The sequence below is a fragment of the Arthrobacter sp. 10T44 genome, assembly GCF_056393885.1.
The window spans coordinates 51,203-64,997 of record NZ_JBFTGT010000002.1 but is presented as its reverse complement, the minus strand read 5'-3'; the positions used below and the strand labels follow the sequence as shown (position 1 = coordinate 64,997).

Genomic DNA, 13,795 nt, shown 5'->3' with positions numbered 1-13,795 from the left:
TGTCCCTACTTCTTCACCGGAGCCGGGACGCCGCGGAACACGTCCGGATAGTTGTCCAGCGACGTGATCCGGTTCAACGGCCACGCGATCACGGCCGCCTTGCCTTCGATGTCGGCCACGTCGATGAAGCCGCCGTTGCTTTCCATGTGGGCGCGCGAGTCGGCGGAGTGGTTCCGGTTGTCGCCCATGACCCAGACCTTGCCGGCAGGGACGACGACGTCGAAGTCGCGCACCTGCGGGACCTCGGCGCTGTTGACGTATTTCTCGTTCAGGGGAGCCCCGTTGACGGTGAGCCGGCCGCTGCCGTCGCAGCAGACGACGTGGTCGCCCGGCAGGCCGATGACGCGCTTGACCAGGTGCTGCTCGGAGTTGTCGGGGAGCAGGCCCACAAACGTCAGCGCATCCTGGACACCGGTCAACGGACCGGCCGGCTTCACGGCGCTCGGGACAAGCCATCCCTTGGTGTCCCGGAACACCACGACGTCCCCGCGCTCCAAGGCGATCGGCTCCGGCACCAGCAAGTTGACGAAGATCCGGTCGTTGACGTCCAGCGTGTTCATCATGGACTCGGACGGAATATAGAAAGCCCGGAACAGGAAGGTCTTGATCAGGAAAGACAGTACGACGGCGATCACCACCACCGTGGCGATCTCCTTAAGCCAGAGAAGCATCGGGTTGCGGCCCTGGCGGGCTTTAGCCTTTCGGGCACGCGCCGACGACGGTCCGGCATGTGAGGGACCGGCCAATGGGGCGCCCTCGGCCCGCTCGGGCTGCGCGGGCTGTGGGGGCGCCGAGTGCACCGGTTCAGCGTGCACCGATTCAGCGGGCACCGGCCGAGTGTCCGGCGCGTGTTCGGGCCTCGGCGCGGCGGGCAGCCGCGTCGTCGGGTGTTCGGCGCCGGGGATGGGCGAGGAGGTCACTCGGGGCTCGTCGTGCCCCCGCGGATCAGGAGTCCGGGGTCCGGTCTCGGGCATCTACTGTCCGTTCTTCATCGTCGTGGCGGCCTCGTTGGGCCGCGGAATTGCTGCAAATCTATCAAGCGGCCAGATGATCTGTACCGGGCGGCCGATCACGCGCTCCAGGGGGACCATACCGCCTCCCGGCGCGCCCAGCAGGCTGCGCGAATCGGCCGATTTCGAACGGTGGTCTCCCATCAGCCAGAGCCTGCCGTCCGGGACAATCACGTCGAACTTCAACTTACTCGCCGCGTCGCCTTCATACAGATAGCGTTCCTCAAGTTGCTGGCCGTTAACTGTGAGCCGGCCGTCCGCGCCGCAGCACACCACGCGGTCGCCAGGTAGCCCGATGACGCGCTTGACATAGGTGGTGTCGCTGCCGGTCAGGCCCAGCCAGTGGCCAGCGCCGGTCAGGACGTCAGCCGCAGGTCCTTTGCCGCTGCTGAGCGGGGCAAAAGAGCCGCGGCCGTCGAAGACCACGACGTCGCCGCGGCGGACCGGGTCGAACGCGAAGTCGGTGCGGGACACCAGGATCCTGTCACCGTCGCGGAGCAGCGGCTCCATCGACGCGGAGGGGATGAAGTAGACATCCAGCCACAGTGACCGGACCAGGCCGCTGATTGCCACGGCCAGCACCAGGCCCAGAAGCGCAAAACGCCAGCCCAGTTTCCTGGGCCGGCGTCTTGTCTGTTCCATGATCCGTGTCCTCTAACGCTTTTCTAATTGAACGGCGCAGTGGGGACGGTTCCGGCAAACACCGGAGCCCTCCGTGGACCCGCTGGAAAGTCCGAAGGACTTACTTGGCGGTCTGGAAGTCGCGCTTTTCCTTGATCTTCGCAGCCTTACCGCGCAGTGCACGCATGTAGTAAAGCTTGGCGCGGCGCACGTCACCCTTGGAGACGAGCTCGATCTTGTCGATGATCGGGGAGTGTACCGGGAAGGTACGCTCCACGCCGACGCCGAAGGAGACCTTACGGACGGTGAAGGTTTCGCGGACGCCGTCGCCCTGGCGGCCCAGGACGAAGCCCTGGAAGACCTGGACACGGGAGTTCTTGCCTTCGATGATGTTCACGTGCACCTTGATGGTGTCACCTGCGCGGAACTCGGGAACATCGTTGCGCAGCGAGGCTGCATCTACGGAATCGAGGATATGCATTGATCCACTCCTGGTGAACGCCACAGGTCATTCACGTTGGGTCACGGCGGCCAAGCCCGGGTGCTGTGCGCACCGGAAATTCCCGCCGAAAGTTTTGTCGTTCCGGCTCCGTCAGGAATTGACGGGGCCGGGGTGCCGCGCTGTTGGTGACGCTCCCCCTGTGGCAGGTTCGCACCCAGCCGGCACAAGGACTAATTTTGCCACATTCCGGCACGTTTTGGTGAATTGGCGGAGCGAATGGGCTTCGCGAATCGGCTCAGCTCAGGCGTCGGGGCGGCGCCGGAGCCGGCCGTCCACGACGTCGTAGCCCAGTTCCCCGAACGCGGTGCGGTCCGCGCGCGGCAGCTTGCCGGCGTCGAACGCGTCGAGCAGGTCCGGCCGGCGTTCGGCGGTGCGCCGGTACTGTTCGTGACGCCGCCACTGCGCGATCTTGCCGTGGTTGCCGCTCAGCAGCACGGGCGGAACCTCGCGGTCCCGCCAGCTGGAGGGCTTGGTGTACACGGGGTACTCGAGCAGGCCGTCGGAGTGGGATTCCTCCACGAGCGATTCGGGGTTTCCGACGACGCCGGGCAGCAGCCGCCCCACGGCTTCGACCATGGCCAGCACGGCCACCTCCCCGCCGTTCAGCACGTAGTCACCGAGGCTCATGGGCCGGACGGTGAAGTGTTCCGCAGCCCACTCCAGGACCCGTTCGTCGATACCCTCGTAGCGTCCGCAGGCAAAGACGAGCTGCTCTTCTTCCGCGAGTTCGTGGGCAATCGCCTGGCTGAAGCGCTCCCCCGCCGGCGACGGGACGATCAGTACGGGCTTCCGGACGGCCTCCGCCCCAGGCGCTTTCGGGCCGGCCTCGGCAATGGCGGTCAGGGCCTGGGCCCACGGTTCGGGCTTCATCACCATGCCGGCCCCGCCGCCATACGGGGTGTCGTCCACGGTGCGGTGCCGGTCCGTGGTGAAGTCGCGGAGGTCGTGGACGTTGAGGTCCAGCAGCCCGTCCTGGCGGGCCTTTCCGATCAGCGAGAGTTCCAGCGGTGCCAGGTATTCGGGGAAGATGCTGACGACGTCGATCCGCATCTTAGGCGTTGTCCCCCGCGCCACGTTCGGCGTCGCTGGCTCCCTCGGCGTCGGCGTCTGTTTCGGTGCCGCCGTCGTCGGGGGTCCCGCCGGCCTCGGTGTTGACCTCGAAAAGGCCGGCTGGCGGGGTGACGAGGACGTACTTGTCCGCGACGATAACCTCAGGCACGATCTGCTCCACGAACGGGATCAGGATTTCCTTGCCGTCCCGGTCAGTCACCACGAGCAGGTCCTGGACCGGCATGGTGTGCAGACCGGAGACCTTGCCGACCACCTGGTCGCCGATGCGGACGTCCAGGCCCACCAGCTCGTGCTCGTACCAGCCCTCGTCGTCGTCCTCGTCCAGTTCTTCGGTCTCGACGTAGAGCTTGGCTCCGCGGAGGGCTTCCGCCTCGTTGCGGGTCTCCACCTCCTCGAACGCCAGCAGCAGGATGTCCTTGTTCCAGCGGGCGCTCTCCACAGTCAGCGGCCCGGCCGACGCCGGTTCCACCACGAACTGGGTGCCGGGAACAAAGCGGTCACCGGGGGCGTCCGTCAGCACCTGGACAGTCACTTCGCCGCGGATGCCATGGGGCTTGCCGATTCGTGCCACCTGAAGCTGCATCTGTTCCTCTGTTCGGGTTCTCGTAAAGTCTGGGATTTGTTGGTGCATTTGCTGCGCAAAACAGTCCGGCCCCTCCACCATAAGCTGGTGAAGGGGCCGGACTAAAGACAAATAATGCTGGTCGCGCTACCGGCGGCGGTCGGTGTCGACGACGTCGACCCTGACCGGCTCGCCGTCGGCCAGCGCCGCCACCACAGTGCGCAAAGCGCGTGCGGTGCGGCCCTGGCGTCCGATCACCCGTCCCAGATCGTCCTGATGAACGCGCACCTCGAGGGTGTCCCCGCGGCGGTTGTTCTTCGCACTGACCTTGACGTCCTCGGGGCTGTCAACAATCCCGCGGACCAGGTGTTCGAGCGCTTCTGCCAGCAATTTACTCAGCCTCGGTGGTCTCTGCTTCGGCGTCGGCGGGAGCCTCGGCTGCGTCGTCCTTCTTAGCCTTCTTGGTGATAGCTTCCGGGATGATCACGGAACCCTTTTCCGGGGTGACGAAGGCTTCCTTGGGAGCCTTGGTCTTCAAGGTGCCCTCCTGGCCCGGGAGACCCTTGAACTTCTGCCAGTCACCGGTGATCTTCAGGATCGCGGCAACCTGCTCGGACGGCTGTGCGCCGACGCCGAGCCAGTACTGGGCACGGTCCGTGTCGACCTCGATGTACGAGGGCTCTTCGGTCGGGTGGTACTTGCCGATCTCTTCGATGGCACGGCCATCACGCTTGGAGCGTGCGTCCATGACGACGATGCGGTAGTACGGTGCGCGCATCTTGCCGAAGCGCTTAAGGCGAATCTTTACGGCCACTTTTGTGGTCACTCCTGTTTCTGAAACGGGGTCGAGCCCGGCGTTCTGCACCCGTGGGGCGGGCCGTACTAGGGGGTTCTAAAAGGACAAGATCCGGACGCGGAGAGAGGGGCCACGCAGATCGAGTACCTGTTCATTGTGCCAGATCACCGCGCGGATTTCGACTTGACACCCTAGGGCTGCGTGTCCGGGCACTTTTTCGAGCCGTCGGCTTGGGCGCGTCAGGAGGTCCAGACGTAGAGCCCGGCCTTGGTGGCGGGGTCGACGCCGGCAGCGAGTTCGGCGAGCTGGCGGACATAGCGGGCGGCCTGGTCGGCACCGAAGGGCATGTCCTCCTCCGCGGCCCAGCCTTCGGCGACGTCCGCGAGGACATCACCCTCGCCCTCGGTCTCGTAGCTGAGCAACTCGGCCAGGGCACGGACCATGGCGGCCGGCACGCCCAGCAGGGAGTCGCTGGCCACGTCCACCATGGCCAGCTCATAGTCGGCCCCGGCGGCATGCACGGCAGTCCCGGCCAGGTCACCCAGGCGTTCGACTTCGAAGTCGCTGGTGTCCGGAATCCGGACCGCGCCGGGGGCGACCGCGGCGCCGCCGTCGAGGGCCGCTGCACGCTTGAGGGCGGCGTCATGGGTGGCGACGAAGATTTCAGTAAATCCCAAGGAAGTGCTCCTGATGAGGGTTGGCGGCGCTGGCCGCGTTTTTGGCGTCGCTTTCAGCCTATCCGCTCCAGCCCGGCCGCGCCCGGACCGGACATGCCCTGCCCCGGCCGCGAGCAATGGACATAATCCCACTATGTCCATCCCTGGCCGCGGCGGATGGACATGCCCGGCGTCCCGATCGGCGGACGGACATGACCGGGCGACCCCATGCCGCGCCCTGCCTCGCGCACTCCCGCCAGCGGAAATGCCCACCCCTGGCCGCGAGCAATGGACATAATCCCACTATGTCCATTCCCCGACGCGCACACAGGACATGTCCGCGGACCCTGCCGTCGAAAGTTGGACATGCCCGGAGTGGGCTTCGAGGATTGGACATGTCCAACGCTGGCGCTGCAGGCTGGGCATGTCCGGATGATCAGCGGACGGCGACGCGGATGCTGTTGCGCCACGGATCCTCGAAGCGCAGCTCGGCTCCGGTGTGGTGCGACTGGACGCCCGCGGTCTTGAGGCGGTCGGCGAGGGCGCCGACGTCGTCGCCGGACGGTACTTCAACCAGCACTTCGCCGAGGCCGAGGGTGTCACGGCGGGGGCCGGCGCCGCGGCTGTTCCAAACGTTCATGGCCATGTGGTGGTGGTAGCCGCCGGCTGAGACGAAGAGCGCCTGGCCGTGCCAGCCCGCGGTCTTCTCAAAGCCGAGGGTGCCGACGTAGAAGTCGTGCGCGGACTGCACGTCGCCGACCTGCAGGTGGACGTGCCCGACGCCGGCGTCGGCCTCGCGCTGCCCGGCGAGCGACGCCTCGGTGAGGTGCTGCTCGAGGTAGCGCTGCGGCGGCAGGGCCAGGCTGTCCATCACGACGTTCTTGCCGTCCCAGGACCAGGCTTCGCGGGGGCGGTCCCAGTAGAGCTCGATACCGTTGCCCTCCGGGTCATTGAAGTAGAAGGCCTCGCTGACAAGGTGGTCGGCGCTGCCGGTGAAGGATTGCGGCTCATACTGCGCGGCGGACGCGACGGTGGCGGCCAGCGAGGGCTGGTCCTCAAAGAGAAGGGCGGTGTGGAAGAGGCCGGCTTCGCCGCGGGAGGGCAGGTTCAGCCCGGGTGCCGGTGCCAGGTGGACCAGCGGCTTGAGCTTGCGTCCGAGGTAGAGCCCGCCGTCCTGCTCGGCAACGATGTCGAGGCCGAGGGCGCGCTGGTAGTAGTCCGTCATCAGCTTCATGTCGCCGACCTTGAGCATCACGGTGCCCATGGTGAGTTCGGCAGGAAGGAGATCCTGGGTGCTGGCTTCTACGGTCATTGAAACGCTCCGGTGGTTCTGTGGCCCCCGACCTTCGGCGACCCTCGTAGAGTTAAATTACTTGAAGCTTCAATTTATTCCTAATGGCCGGGGATGCTCCCCTGTACCAGTTCGCCGCGGAGCACGATGCCCCTGAGCTCGCGCAGGGTGCCGAGATTCCCGCGCGGATCCTCGGCGCAGACCAGGACGTCGGCACTGGCACCTTCTGTGATCGCGTCGGCTCCGAGCCAGTCGCGGGCGGCCCAGGCCCCTGCGTCGAGGGCGGCGCCGGCGGGGAGCCCGGCGCCGTGCAGGGCCTCAAGTTCGTCGACGATGCGCCCGTGCTTGATCACACTCCCCGCGTCCGTCCCGGCGTAGATGGGGACCCCGGCCTCATACGCCTCGAGGATCCGTTCGGCGCGGCGTTCCCAGAGCCCCAGCATGTGCGCCGCGTAGCGGGGGAACTTTGCCTTGGCCTGGGCCGCGATGTCCGGGAAAGTGGCGATGTTGATCAGGGTGGGGACAATCGGGACACCCTGTTCGACGAAGCGCGGCAAGTGCCGGGGAAGCAGCCCGGTTCCGTGTTCGATGCAGTCGATGCCGGCGTCGAGCATGTCATCGAGGGTGTCCTCCGCGAAGCAGTGCGCCGTGACGCGGGCGCCTTCGTCGTGGGCGGCCCGGACCGCGTCCCTGACGCTCCGGGCCGGGAAACTCGTAGCGAGGTCGCCGGCGTCGCGGTCGATCCAGTCCCCCACCAGCTTGACCCAGCCGTCCCCCGCGCGGGCCTGCTTGCGTACGGCCTCCACGAGGTCCTCGGGTTCCACCTCGACGGCGAAGCCCCGCAGGTACCGCCGCGTCCTGGCGATGTGCCGCCCGGCGCGGAGAATGCGTGGCAGCTCGCGCCGTTGCTGGATCCAGCGGGTGTCATGAACGGCGCCGGCGTCGCGGACCAGCAGGGTACCGGCGTCGCGATCGGTCAGGGCCTGCCGCTCGGCAACGTCCTCGGGAACATCCCCGCCGGGTCCGAGCCCGATATGGCAGTGCGCATCGACCAGCCCGGGGATCACCCAACCGTCCAGGACCAGGTCCGGCGCGGCCGCGGGGCGCCGGAAGGTCAGGCGGCCGTCCACGGCCCACAGCCCGCGCCGCTCTTGGTCGGCTCCGGTGAGGACCGGGCCGCTGAACTCGATGATGCCGCTCATGGCCTAAAGCCTAATCCGCATCGCGATCCGCGGGCCAAGCCCGCCCAGCCCCCCAGCCCCTCGACGGCTTCCCGTCGGGCTGTGGTAGCTTCGTCTACGACCACACGGGTGCCCTTGCAGGGGCTGAGATCGGGCTGACGCAGCCTGCGACCGTTGAACCTGTCCGGGTAATGCCGGCGAAGGAAGTGAGTATCTCTTTGAGCGCAACAAATCCACAGCAGAGCCCTGCCCAGAATGGGAACAGCGCCGCAGCAGCTACCGTGACGCAGTCCCTGAAGTCGCATGCCCTCGCGTACGTCGAGGACGGCGGGATCCGCGTCCCGGTAACCGAAATCGCCCTGGCACCGTCCCCTGGCGGCGTCGGGAATCCTCCGTTCCGGGTCTACCGCACCGCGGGCCCGGGCAGCGACCCGGTGGTGGGACTCGCCGCTTTCCGCCGTGACTGGATCGCCGGGCGCGCGGACACGGAGCCGTACAGCGGCCGGGAACGCACTCTGCTCGACGACGGCAAGTCCGCGGTCAGGCGCGGCGCCGCCTCGGCTGAATGGCGGGGCGCACCGCCCGAGCCGCGTCGCGCCGTCGAAGGCCGAACGGTTACCCAGATGCATTATGCGCGGCACGGCATCGTGACACCGGAGATGCGTTTCGTCGCGCTGCGGGAGAACTGCGACGTCGAGCTTGTCCGCGGCGAAGTCGCCGCCGGCCGGGCCATCATCCCAAGCAACATCAACCACCCGGAGTCCGAGCCGATGATCATCGGGAAGGCGTTCCTGGTGAAGATCAACGCGAACATCGGCAACTCCGCGGTAAGCAGTTCCATCGCCGAGGAGGTCGACAAGCTCCAATGGGCCACGCAATGGGGGGCGGACACGGTGATGGACCTTTCGACCGGGGACGACATCCATACGACCCGCGAATGGATCATCCGCAACTCGCCCGTCCCCATCGGCACCGTCCCGATCTATCAGGCACTGGAGAAGGTGAACGGCGAAGCAAACGCCCTGACCTGGGAGATCTTCCGTGACACGGTGATCGAACAGTGCGAGCAGGGCGTCGACTACATGACGATCCACGCCGGGGTGCTGCTGCGGTACGTCCCGTTGACCGCCAACCGGGTCACCGGCATCGTGTCCCGCGGAGGTTCCATCATGGCTGGGTGGTGCCTCGCACACCACCAGGAGAACTTTCTCTACACGCATTTCGACGAGTTGTGCGAAATTTTCGCCCGCTACGACGTCGCCTTCTCACTCGGCGACGGCCTGCGGCCGGGGTCGACGGCGGACGCCAACGACGCTGCCCAGTTCGCCGAACTGGACACCCTGGCGGAGCTCACGCAACGGGCCTGGGACTTCGATGTCCAGGTCATGGTGGAGGGCCCGGGACACGTGCCGTTCCACCTCGTCCGGGAAAACGTGGAGCGCCAGCAGGAACTCTGCAAGGGCGCGCCCTTCTACACGCTGGGGCCGCTGGTCACGGATATCGCACCGGGCTATGACCACATCACCTCGGCGATCGGCGCCACCGAGATCGCCCGCTACGGGACCGCCATGCTGTGCTACGTCACGCCGAAGGAGCACCTCGGCCTGCCCAACAAGGACGACGTGAAGACCGGCGTGATCACCTACAAGATCGCCGCCCACGCCGCCGATCTTGCCAAGGGCCACCCCGGAGCGCACGAACGCGACGATGCCCTATCCAAGGCCCGGTTTGAATTCCGTTGGCGGGACCAGTTCGCGCTGTCCCTGGACCCGGTGACGGCTGAGGCATTCCACGACGAGACTTTGCCGGCGGAGCCGGCTAAGACAGCCCATTTCTGTTCGATGTGCGGGCCGAAGTTCTGCTCCATGCGGATCAGCCAGGACATCCGGGACGAGTACGGTTCGGCGGATTCCCGGGCAGCCTTGGCACAGCTGGCGGACGGAATGCGGAGGAAAAGCGACGAATTTCTGGCGGCCGGAGGCAAGGTCTACCTGCCCGAGCCCACCGTGGGCGCACAGTCAGCGGTACAGGCCTAGGCACAGGCACAGCCCTAGGCCGCGGCCGGGCGCCTGCCCTGCGGGGTAGGCGTCCGGCCGGCCACTCCTACGAGGCGTGGGCGTGCCGGCTGCGGTTGACGTCGGCGATGAACGTGCGGATGGCGCGGTCGCCCTCTTTTGAGTCCTGCGGCCGGTGCCCTCCGGGTGCGGTGCGGTGCAGGGCGCCCGTCTCCCTCAGGTAGCCGGCGATTTCCTCGTAGAGCGGCTCCCAGCCACCGGTAAGGACCAGGGTGGGCACGCCGGGAACGATGTGCAGCGGCGCTTCCCACGGCGGTGCCTGCAGCCGCAGCCGGCGCGCCGCCCGGAGGGCCTCCGGCGTCATGGCTCCCGGGGCGCCGGCGGCGAAGGCACGGCGGACGAATTCCCGCTGGAAGTCGTCGTCGCTGAGGCTGTGCCGGACGTCGAAGAGCGGCTGCATGAGCGCCCGGTGCGCAGCGCTGGCCGGGAGCTCCGCGGTCAAGGACAGGCAGGCCGGCTCCACCAGGGTCAGCGACTGCACCAGGTCGGGGCGTTCGACGGCCGCCATCATCGCCGCGATCGCACCCTGCGAATGGGCCACCACGTGGCCGCCGGCAGCGCCGCGGCCGTCGTCGGCCAGGGCCCGCAGCACAATTGCGGCGTCGGCGGCGAAGTCCGTCTCCTGCGGCTCGGCGACGGCGTCAAAGCCGTGCCGCCGCAGGAACAAGGCGTCGTAGCTCAGCGCCATGCCGTGCTGCTTCGGCCACGCCGCGGCGCCAAAACTGCCGGCCCCGTGGACGAAAACTACGCGCTGCTTGAACATGCCCTAAGCCTATGGCACCGGTCCGTCATCGAAGCCGACGACATCCTGCACGCCGGCATCCTGGCCACCGAGATGCGGCCGGCGCCAAGGTGGCTTCCGCTACTTGCTGCCGCCGAGGAACTTGTCGAAACCCTTGGGCAGGTTCAGCTGGGACGGGTCGAATTCCCCGCCCTGCTGGCCGAAGGCCGCACCGGTGGGCACAGCCTTGGGGCCAGCGGCGCGCCGTGCCTCCGCGTCCTTGAGCTCCTGAGCGGCCTTGGCCGGGTTGCCGGAGCGGGCCTTCTTCTTCGGTGCGTTCTTGGCCCCCTTGCGGGCTCCGCCGCCGCCCATGCCGGGCATCCCCGGCATCCCCGGCATACCTCCGCCGGCGGCCATCTTCTTCATCATCTTCTGTGCCTGCGCGAAGCGTTCCAGCAGGCCGTTGACCTCGGAGACGTGCACGCCGGAACCGCGGGCGATGCGGGCGCGGCGGGAGCCGTTGATGATCTTCGGGGCCACCCGCTCGTGCGGGGTCATGGACCGGACAACCGCCTCGACCCGGTCAATCTCACGCTCGTCGAACTGCTCCAGCTGCTGCCGGATGTTCTGCGCGCCCGGCATCATCATGAGCATTTTCTTCATCGAGCCCATGTTGCGGATCTGCTGCATCTGGGCGAGGAAGTCCTCGAGGGTGAAGTCTTCCTGGTCGGCGAACTTCTTCGCCATCCGGGCCGCTTCGTCCTTGTCCCAGGACTTCTCGGCCTGTTCGATCAGGGTGAGCACGTCGCCCATGTCGAGGATGCGCGAGGCCATCCGGTCCGGGTGGAAGAGCTCGAAGTCGTCCAGGCCTTCGCCGGTGGACGCAAACATGACCGGCTTCCCGGTGACCGACGCGACGGACAGCGCGGCACCGCCGCGGGCGTCGCCGTCGAGCTTGGAGAGCACGATGCCGGTGAAGTTGACGCCTTCATCGAAGGCCATCGCCGTGTTGACGGCGTCCTGGCCGATCATCGAGTCGATCACGAACAGGACTTCGTTGGGGACGATGGCCCGGCGGATCTGGCGGGCCTGTTCCATCATTTCGGCGTCGACGCCAAGCCGGCCGGCAGTGTCCACGATCACGACGTCGTGCAGCGTGCGCTTGGCTTCCTCGACGCCGGCACGGGCGACGGCGACCGGGTCACCGGCAGGGTGGTCCAGCTCGGAGGAGGTGGCCCCCGGGTGCGGGGCAAAGACGGGAACGCCGGCGCGCTGGCCGACAACCTGCAGCTGCGTCACGGCATTGGGGCGCTGCAGGTCGCAGGCGACCAGCATGGGGCTGTGGCCCTGCGCCTTGAGGAACTTGGAAAGCTTGCCGGCGAGGGTGGTCTTACCGGCACCCTGGAGGCCGGCGAGCATGATGATGGTCGGCCCGGTCTTGGCCAGCCGGATCCGGCGGGTCTCGCCGCCGAGGATCTCGACGAGTTCCTCGTTGACGATCTTCACGATCTGCTGGCTCGGGTTCAGCGCACCGGAGACCTCGACGCCGAGGGCCCGCTCGCGCACGCGGGCGGTGAACTCCCTGACCACCGGGACGGCAACGTCGGCGTCCAGCAGGGCACGCCGGATCTCGCGGACCGTGGCGTCAACGTCCGCCTCGGTGAGGCGGCCCTTGCCACGGAGGTTCTTGAAGGTTGCTGTCAACCGGTCAGAGAGTGAATTGAACACGCGCCGTGCACTTCTTTCAGTGGATCTACAGCTGGCGGCCAGTGCGGCACGCCAGAGTCGTGACTGTTTCGCCGGAACGAACTGCCTCGACAACGGGACTCGACTATCTAGGGTACCAAGACCCGCCTTCAAGATGGCATGCTGGCTTAGGTGACCAGTCAACCAACAGTAAAAACCCTGCTCATCCTCGGCGCCTCGGGCGACCTTACCGGCAGGCTGCTGCTGCCGGGGCTGGCCCGGCTGGTGGCGAGGGGCCACGCATCCGGCCTCACCCTGGTGGGCGCGGGCTCGGACGACTGGACTTCGGAACAGTGGCTGGAACGCCTTGAGACCTCCTTCGCCGACGCCAACTCCCAGGCCGACTCCAGCGGCAAGCGGGAGCTGAAACGGATCCGCGAAAGCACCAGCTACCACCAGCTGGACGTCACCGCCGAAGGGCAGCTGGCCAGCCTCTTGGCCACGCTGGAAGGACCGGTGGCTGTCTATTTCGCCCTGCCGCCGAAGATCAGCCAGCTGGCCTGCGAAGCCCTGACCCCGGAGCAGGTCCCCGCCGGGACCCGGCTGGTGATGGAGAAGCCGTTCGGGTCCAGCGAAGAATCGGCACGGGACCTGAACAAGACCCTGGCTGCACTGGTCCCGGAGGACCACATCCACCGGGTGGATCACTTTCTGGGCAAGGCCACGGTACTGAACATCCTGGGCCTGCGCTTTGCGAACACCTTCCTGGAGCCGGTGTGGAACCGGGGCTACGTCGAGAAGGTGGAGATCATCTTCGATGAGGACCTCGCGCTGGAAGGCCGGGCCCGCTACTACGACGGCGCCGGCGCCCTGCGCGACATGATCCAGAGCCACCTGCTGCAAATCATGGCCCTGATGGCAATAGAACCGCCCGCCTCGGTGGACGAGCGGGACCTGCGCGACGCCGTCGCCACGCTCCTGCGGGCCAGCAGCATCAAGGCGCCGTACGCCAAGAACACCCGCCGCGCCCGGTACACGGCAGGCTCCATCGACGGCCGGAAGGTCCCGGACTACGCCAAGGAAGAGGGCGTGGACGCGTCCCGCAACACCGAGACCCTTGCCGAGGTGCAGGTGGACATCGACAACTGGCGCTGGCAGGGCGTGCCGTTCATCCTCCGCTCAGGCAAGGCGCTGGGCGCCATGCGCAAGGAAGCCGTGGTCACGTTCCGGCCGGTGCCGCACCTGCCCAAGGGCTTCACCGGGGTGGACTCCCCCAACCAGCTGCGCATCGGCTTCGGCCCGGACACGCTGCAGTTCGACGTCGACGTGAACGGCCCCGGCAACGTGCTCAGCCTGGACCGGGCCACCCTGAAGGCGGAACTCAGCGCCTCCGAGCTGCTCCCCTACGGTGAAGTGCTTGAAGGGGTGCTCACCGGCGACCCGCTGCTGTCCGTGCGCGGTGACACCGCGGAAGACTGCTGGCGCATCCTCGAACCCGTGCTCAAGGCCTGGGCCCGGGACAGCGTCCCGCTGGAGGAATATGCCGCCGGCACGCCCGGTCCGGAGGGCTGGCCGTCGTAAGGCAGGCGGCGCCCGACGTCGGGCGCTCCCGCAGGCGCTAGC

General features: G+C 67.4%; 14 protein-coding genes and 1 riboswitch. Of the genes, 2 read left to right on the top strand and 12 right to left on the bottom strand.

Translation table 11 applies throughout. The annotated features are described in order from the left end of the window. Window positions 1–5: 5 nt before the first annotated feature. From lepB (AC1DBL_RS04785) to AC1DBL_RS04740, 10 genes are all read right to left on the bottom strand, one after another. The gene (lepB, locus tag AC1DBL_RS04785) at window positions 6–974 is read right to left on the bottom strand and encodes a signal peptidase I (protein ID WP_441417513.1); all 969 of its coding nucleotides are present in this window, start codon (window positions 972–974) and stop codon (window positions 6–8) included. Further along, window positions 975–1,652: a signal peptidase I gene (gene lepB, locus AC1DBL_RS04780; protein ID WP_476925582.1), complete on the bottom strand. Its 678-nt coding sequence runs from the start codon at window positions 1,650–1,652 to the stop codon at window positions 975–977. A gap of 100 nt (window positions 1,653–1,752) precedes the next feature. Continuing rightward, on the bottom strand, window positions 1,753–2,112 hold the full coding sequence (rplS, locus tag AC1DBL_RS04775) for a 50S ribosomal protein L19 (RefSeq protein WP_056738299.1): 360 nt from the start codon (window positions 2,110–2,112) through the stop codon (window positions 1,753–1,755). 261 nt (window positions 2,113–2,373) lie between these two features. Beyond that, a complete protein-coding gene (gene trmD / locus AC1DBL_RS04770; protein WP_441417511.1) occupies window positions 2,374–3,183 on the bottom strand; it encodes a tRNA (guanosine(37)-N1)-methyltransferase TrmD in 810 nt (269 codons plus the stop codon). A 1-nt stretch (window position 3,184) separates the two neighbouring features. Further along, entirely contained in the window at window positions 3,185–3,787 is a 603-nt protein-coding gene (gene rimM, locus AC1DBL_RS04765; protein ID WP_476925581.1) for a ribosome maturation factor RimM, read from the bottom strand. Window positions 3,788–3,913: 126 nt separating this feature from the next. Beyond that, window positions 3,914–4,156, bottom strand: coding sequence for an RNA-binding protein (locus AC1DBL_RS04760; RefSeq protein ID WP_056426755.1), 243 nt, complete (start codon window positions 4,154–4,156; stop codon window positions 3,914–3,916). A 1-nt stretch (window position 4,157) separates the two neighbouring features. Continuing rightward, window positions 4,158–4,580 carry a 30S ribosomal protein S16 gene (gene rpsP, locus AC1DBL_RS04755; protein WP_138769023.1) on the bottom strand — a complete coding sequence of 141 codons (423 nt, stop codon included), beginning with the start codon at window positions 4,578–4,580 and terminating at the stop codon, window positions 4,158–4,160. A gap of 221 nt (window positions 4,581–4,801) precedes the next feature. Then, on the bottom strand, window positions 4,802–5,239 hold the full coding sequence (locus AC1DBL_RS04750; protein ID WP_476925580.1) for a hypothetical protein: 438 nt from the start codon (window positions 5,237–5,239) through the stop codon (window positions 4,802–4,804). Between the two features lie 415 nt (window positions 5,240–5,654). Next, window positions 5,655–6,530: a VOC family protein gene (locus AC1DBL_RS04745; RefSeq protein ID WP_441417509.1), complete on the bottom strand. Its 876-nt coding sequence runs from the start codon at window positions 6,528–6,530 to the stop codon at window positions 5,655–5,657. An 80-nt stretch (window positions 6,531–6,610) separates the two neighbouring features. Continuing rightward, window positions 6,611–7,711 carry an amidohydrolase family protein gene (locus tag AC1DBL_RS04740; RefSeq protein ID WP_476925579.1) on the bottom strand — a complete coding sequence of 367 codons (1,101 nt, stop codon included), beginning with the start codon at window positions 7,709–7,711 and terminating at the stop codon, window positions 6,611–6,613. A 94-nt stretch (window positions 7,712–7,805) separates the two neighbouring features. Continuing rightward, a riboswitch (TPP riboswitch) is annotated at window positions 7,806–7,913 on the top strand. Here AC1DBL_RS04740 and thiC point away from each other — a divergent pair. After that, window positions 7,882–9,726 (top strand): phosphomethylpyrimidine synthase ThiC, encoded by a 1,845-nt coding sequence (gene thiC, locus AC1DBL_RS04735; protein ID WP_441417507.1) that lies wholly within the window; start codon window positions 7,882–7,884, stop codon window positions 9,724–9,726. (Overlaps the previous riboswitch by 32 nt.) Before the next feature lie 67 nt (window positions 9,727–9,793). Here the strand turns inward: thiC and AC1DBL_RS04730 are convergent, their stop codons facing one another. After that, complete coding sequence (locus AC1DBL_RS04730) at window positions 9,794–10,528, bottom strand: alpha/beta fold hydrolase (protein ID WP_441417506.1); 735 nt, start codon at window positions 10,526–10,528, stop codon at window positions 9,794–9,796. A gap of 99 nt (window positions 10,529–10,627) precedes the next feature. Further along, window positions 10,628–12,214, bottom strand: coding sequence for a signal recognition particle protein (gene ffh / locus AC1DBL_RS04725; protein WP_441417505.1), 1,587 nt, complete (start codon window positions 12,212–12,214; stop codon window positions 10,628–10,630). 150 nt (window positions 12,215–12,364) lie between these two features. Here ffh and AC1DBL_RS04720 point away from each other — a divergent pair, with 150 nt between their 5' ends. Further along, window positions 12,365–13,753, top strand: a complete 1,389-nt coding sequence (locus AC1DBL_RS04720) for a glucose-6-phosphate dehydrogenase (RefSeq protein ID WP_476925578.1) — start codon at window positions 12,365–12,367, stop codon at window positions 13,751–13,753. Window positions 13,754–13,795: the final 42 nt, after the last annotated feature.

Excerpts from the sequence above, each read along its gene's own strand:
- lepB (WP_476925582.1), bottom strand. The coding sequence starts at position 1,652 with ATGGAACAGACAAGACGCCGGCCCAGGAAACTGGGCTGGCGTTTTGCG.
- lepB (WP_441417513.1), bottom strand. The coding sequence starts at position 974 with ATGCCCGAGACCGGACCCCGGACTCCTGATCCGCGGGGGCACGACGAG.
- rplS (WP_056738299.1), bottom strand. The coding sequence starts at position 2,112 with ATGCATATCCTCGATTCCGTAGATGCAGCCTCGCTGCGCAACGATGTT.
- trmD (WP_441417511.1), bottom strand. The coding sequence starts at position 3,183 with ATGCGGATCGACGTCGTCAGCATCTTCCCCGAATACCTGGCACCGCTG.
- thiC (WP_441417507.1), top strand. The coding sequence starts at position 7,882 with ATGCCGGCGAAGGAAGTGAGTATCTCTTTGAGCGCAACAAATCCACAG.
- AC1DBL_RS04730 (WP_441417506.1), bottom strand. The coding sequence starts at position 10,528 with ATGTTCAAGCAGCGCGTAGTTTTCGTCCACGGGGCCGGCAGTTTTGGC.
- AC1DBL_RS04745 (WP_441417509.1), bottom strand. The coding sequence starts at position 6,530 with ATGACCGTAGAAGCCAGCACCCAGGATCTCCTTCCTGCCGAACTCACC.
- AC1DBL_RS04740 (WP_476925579.1), bottom strand. The coding sequence starts at position 7,711 with ATGAGCGGCATCATCGAGTTCAGCGGCCCGGTCCTCACCGGAGCCGAC.
- rimM (WP_476925581.1), bottom strand. The coding sequence starts at position 3,787 with ATGCAGCTTCAGGTGGCACGAATCGGCAAGCCCCATGGCATCCGCGGC.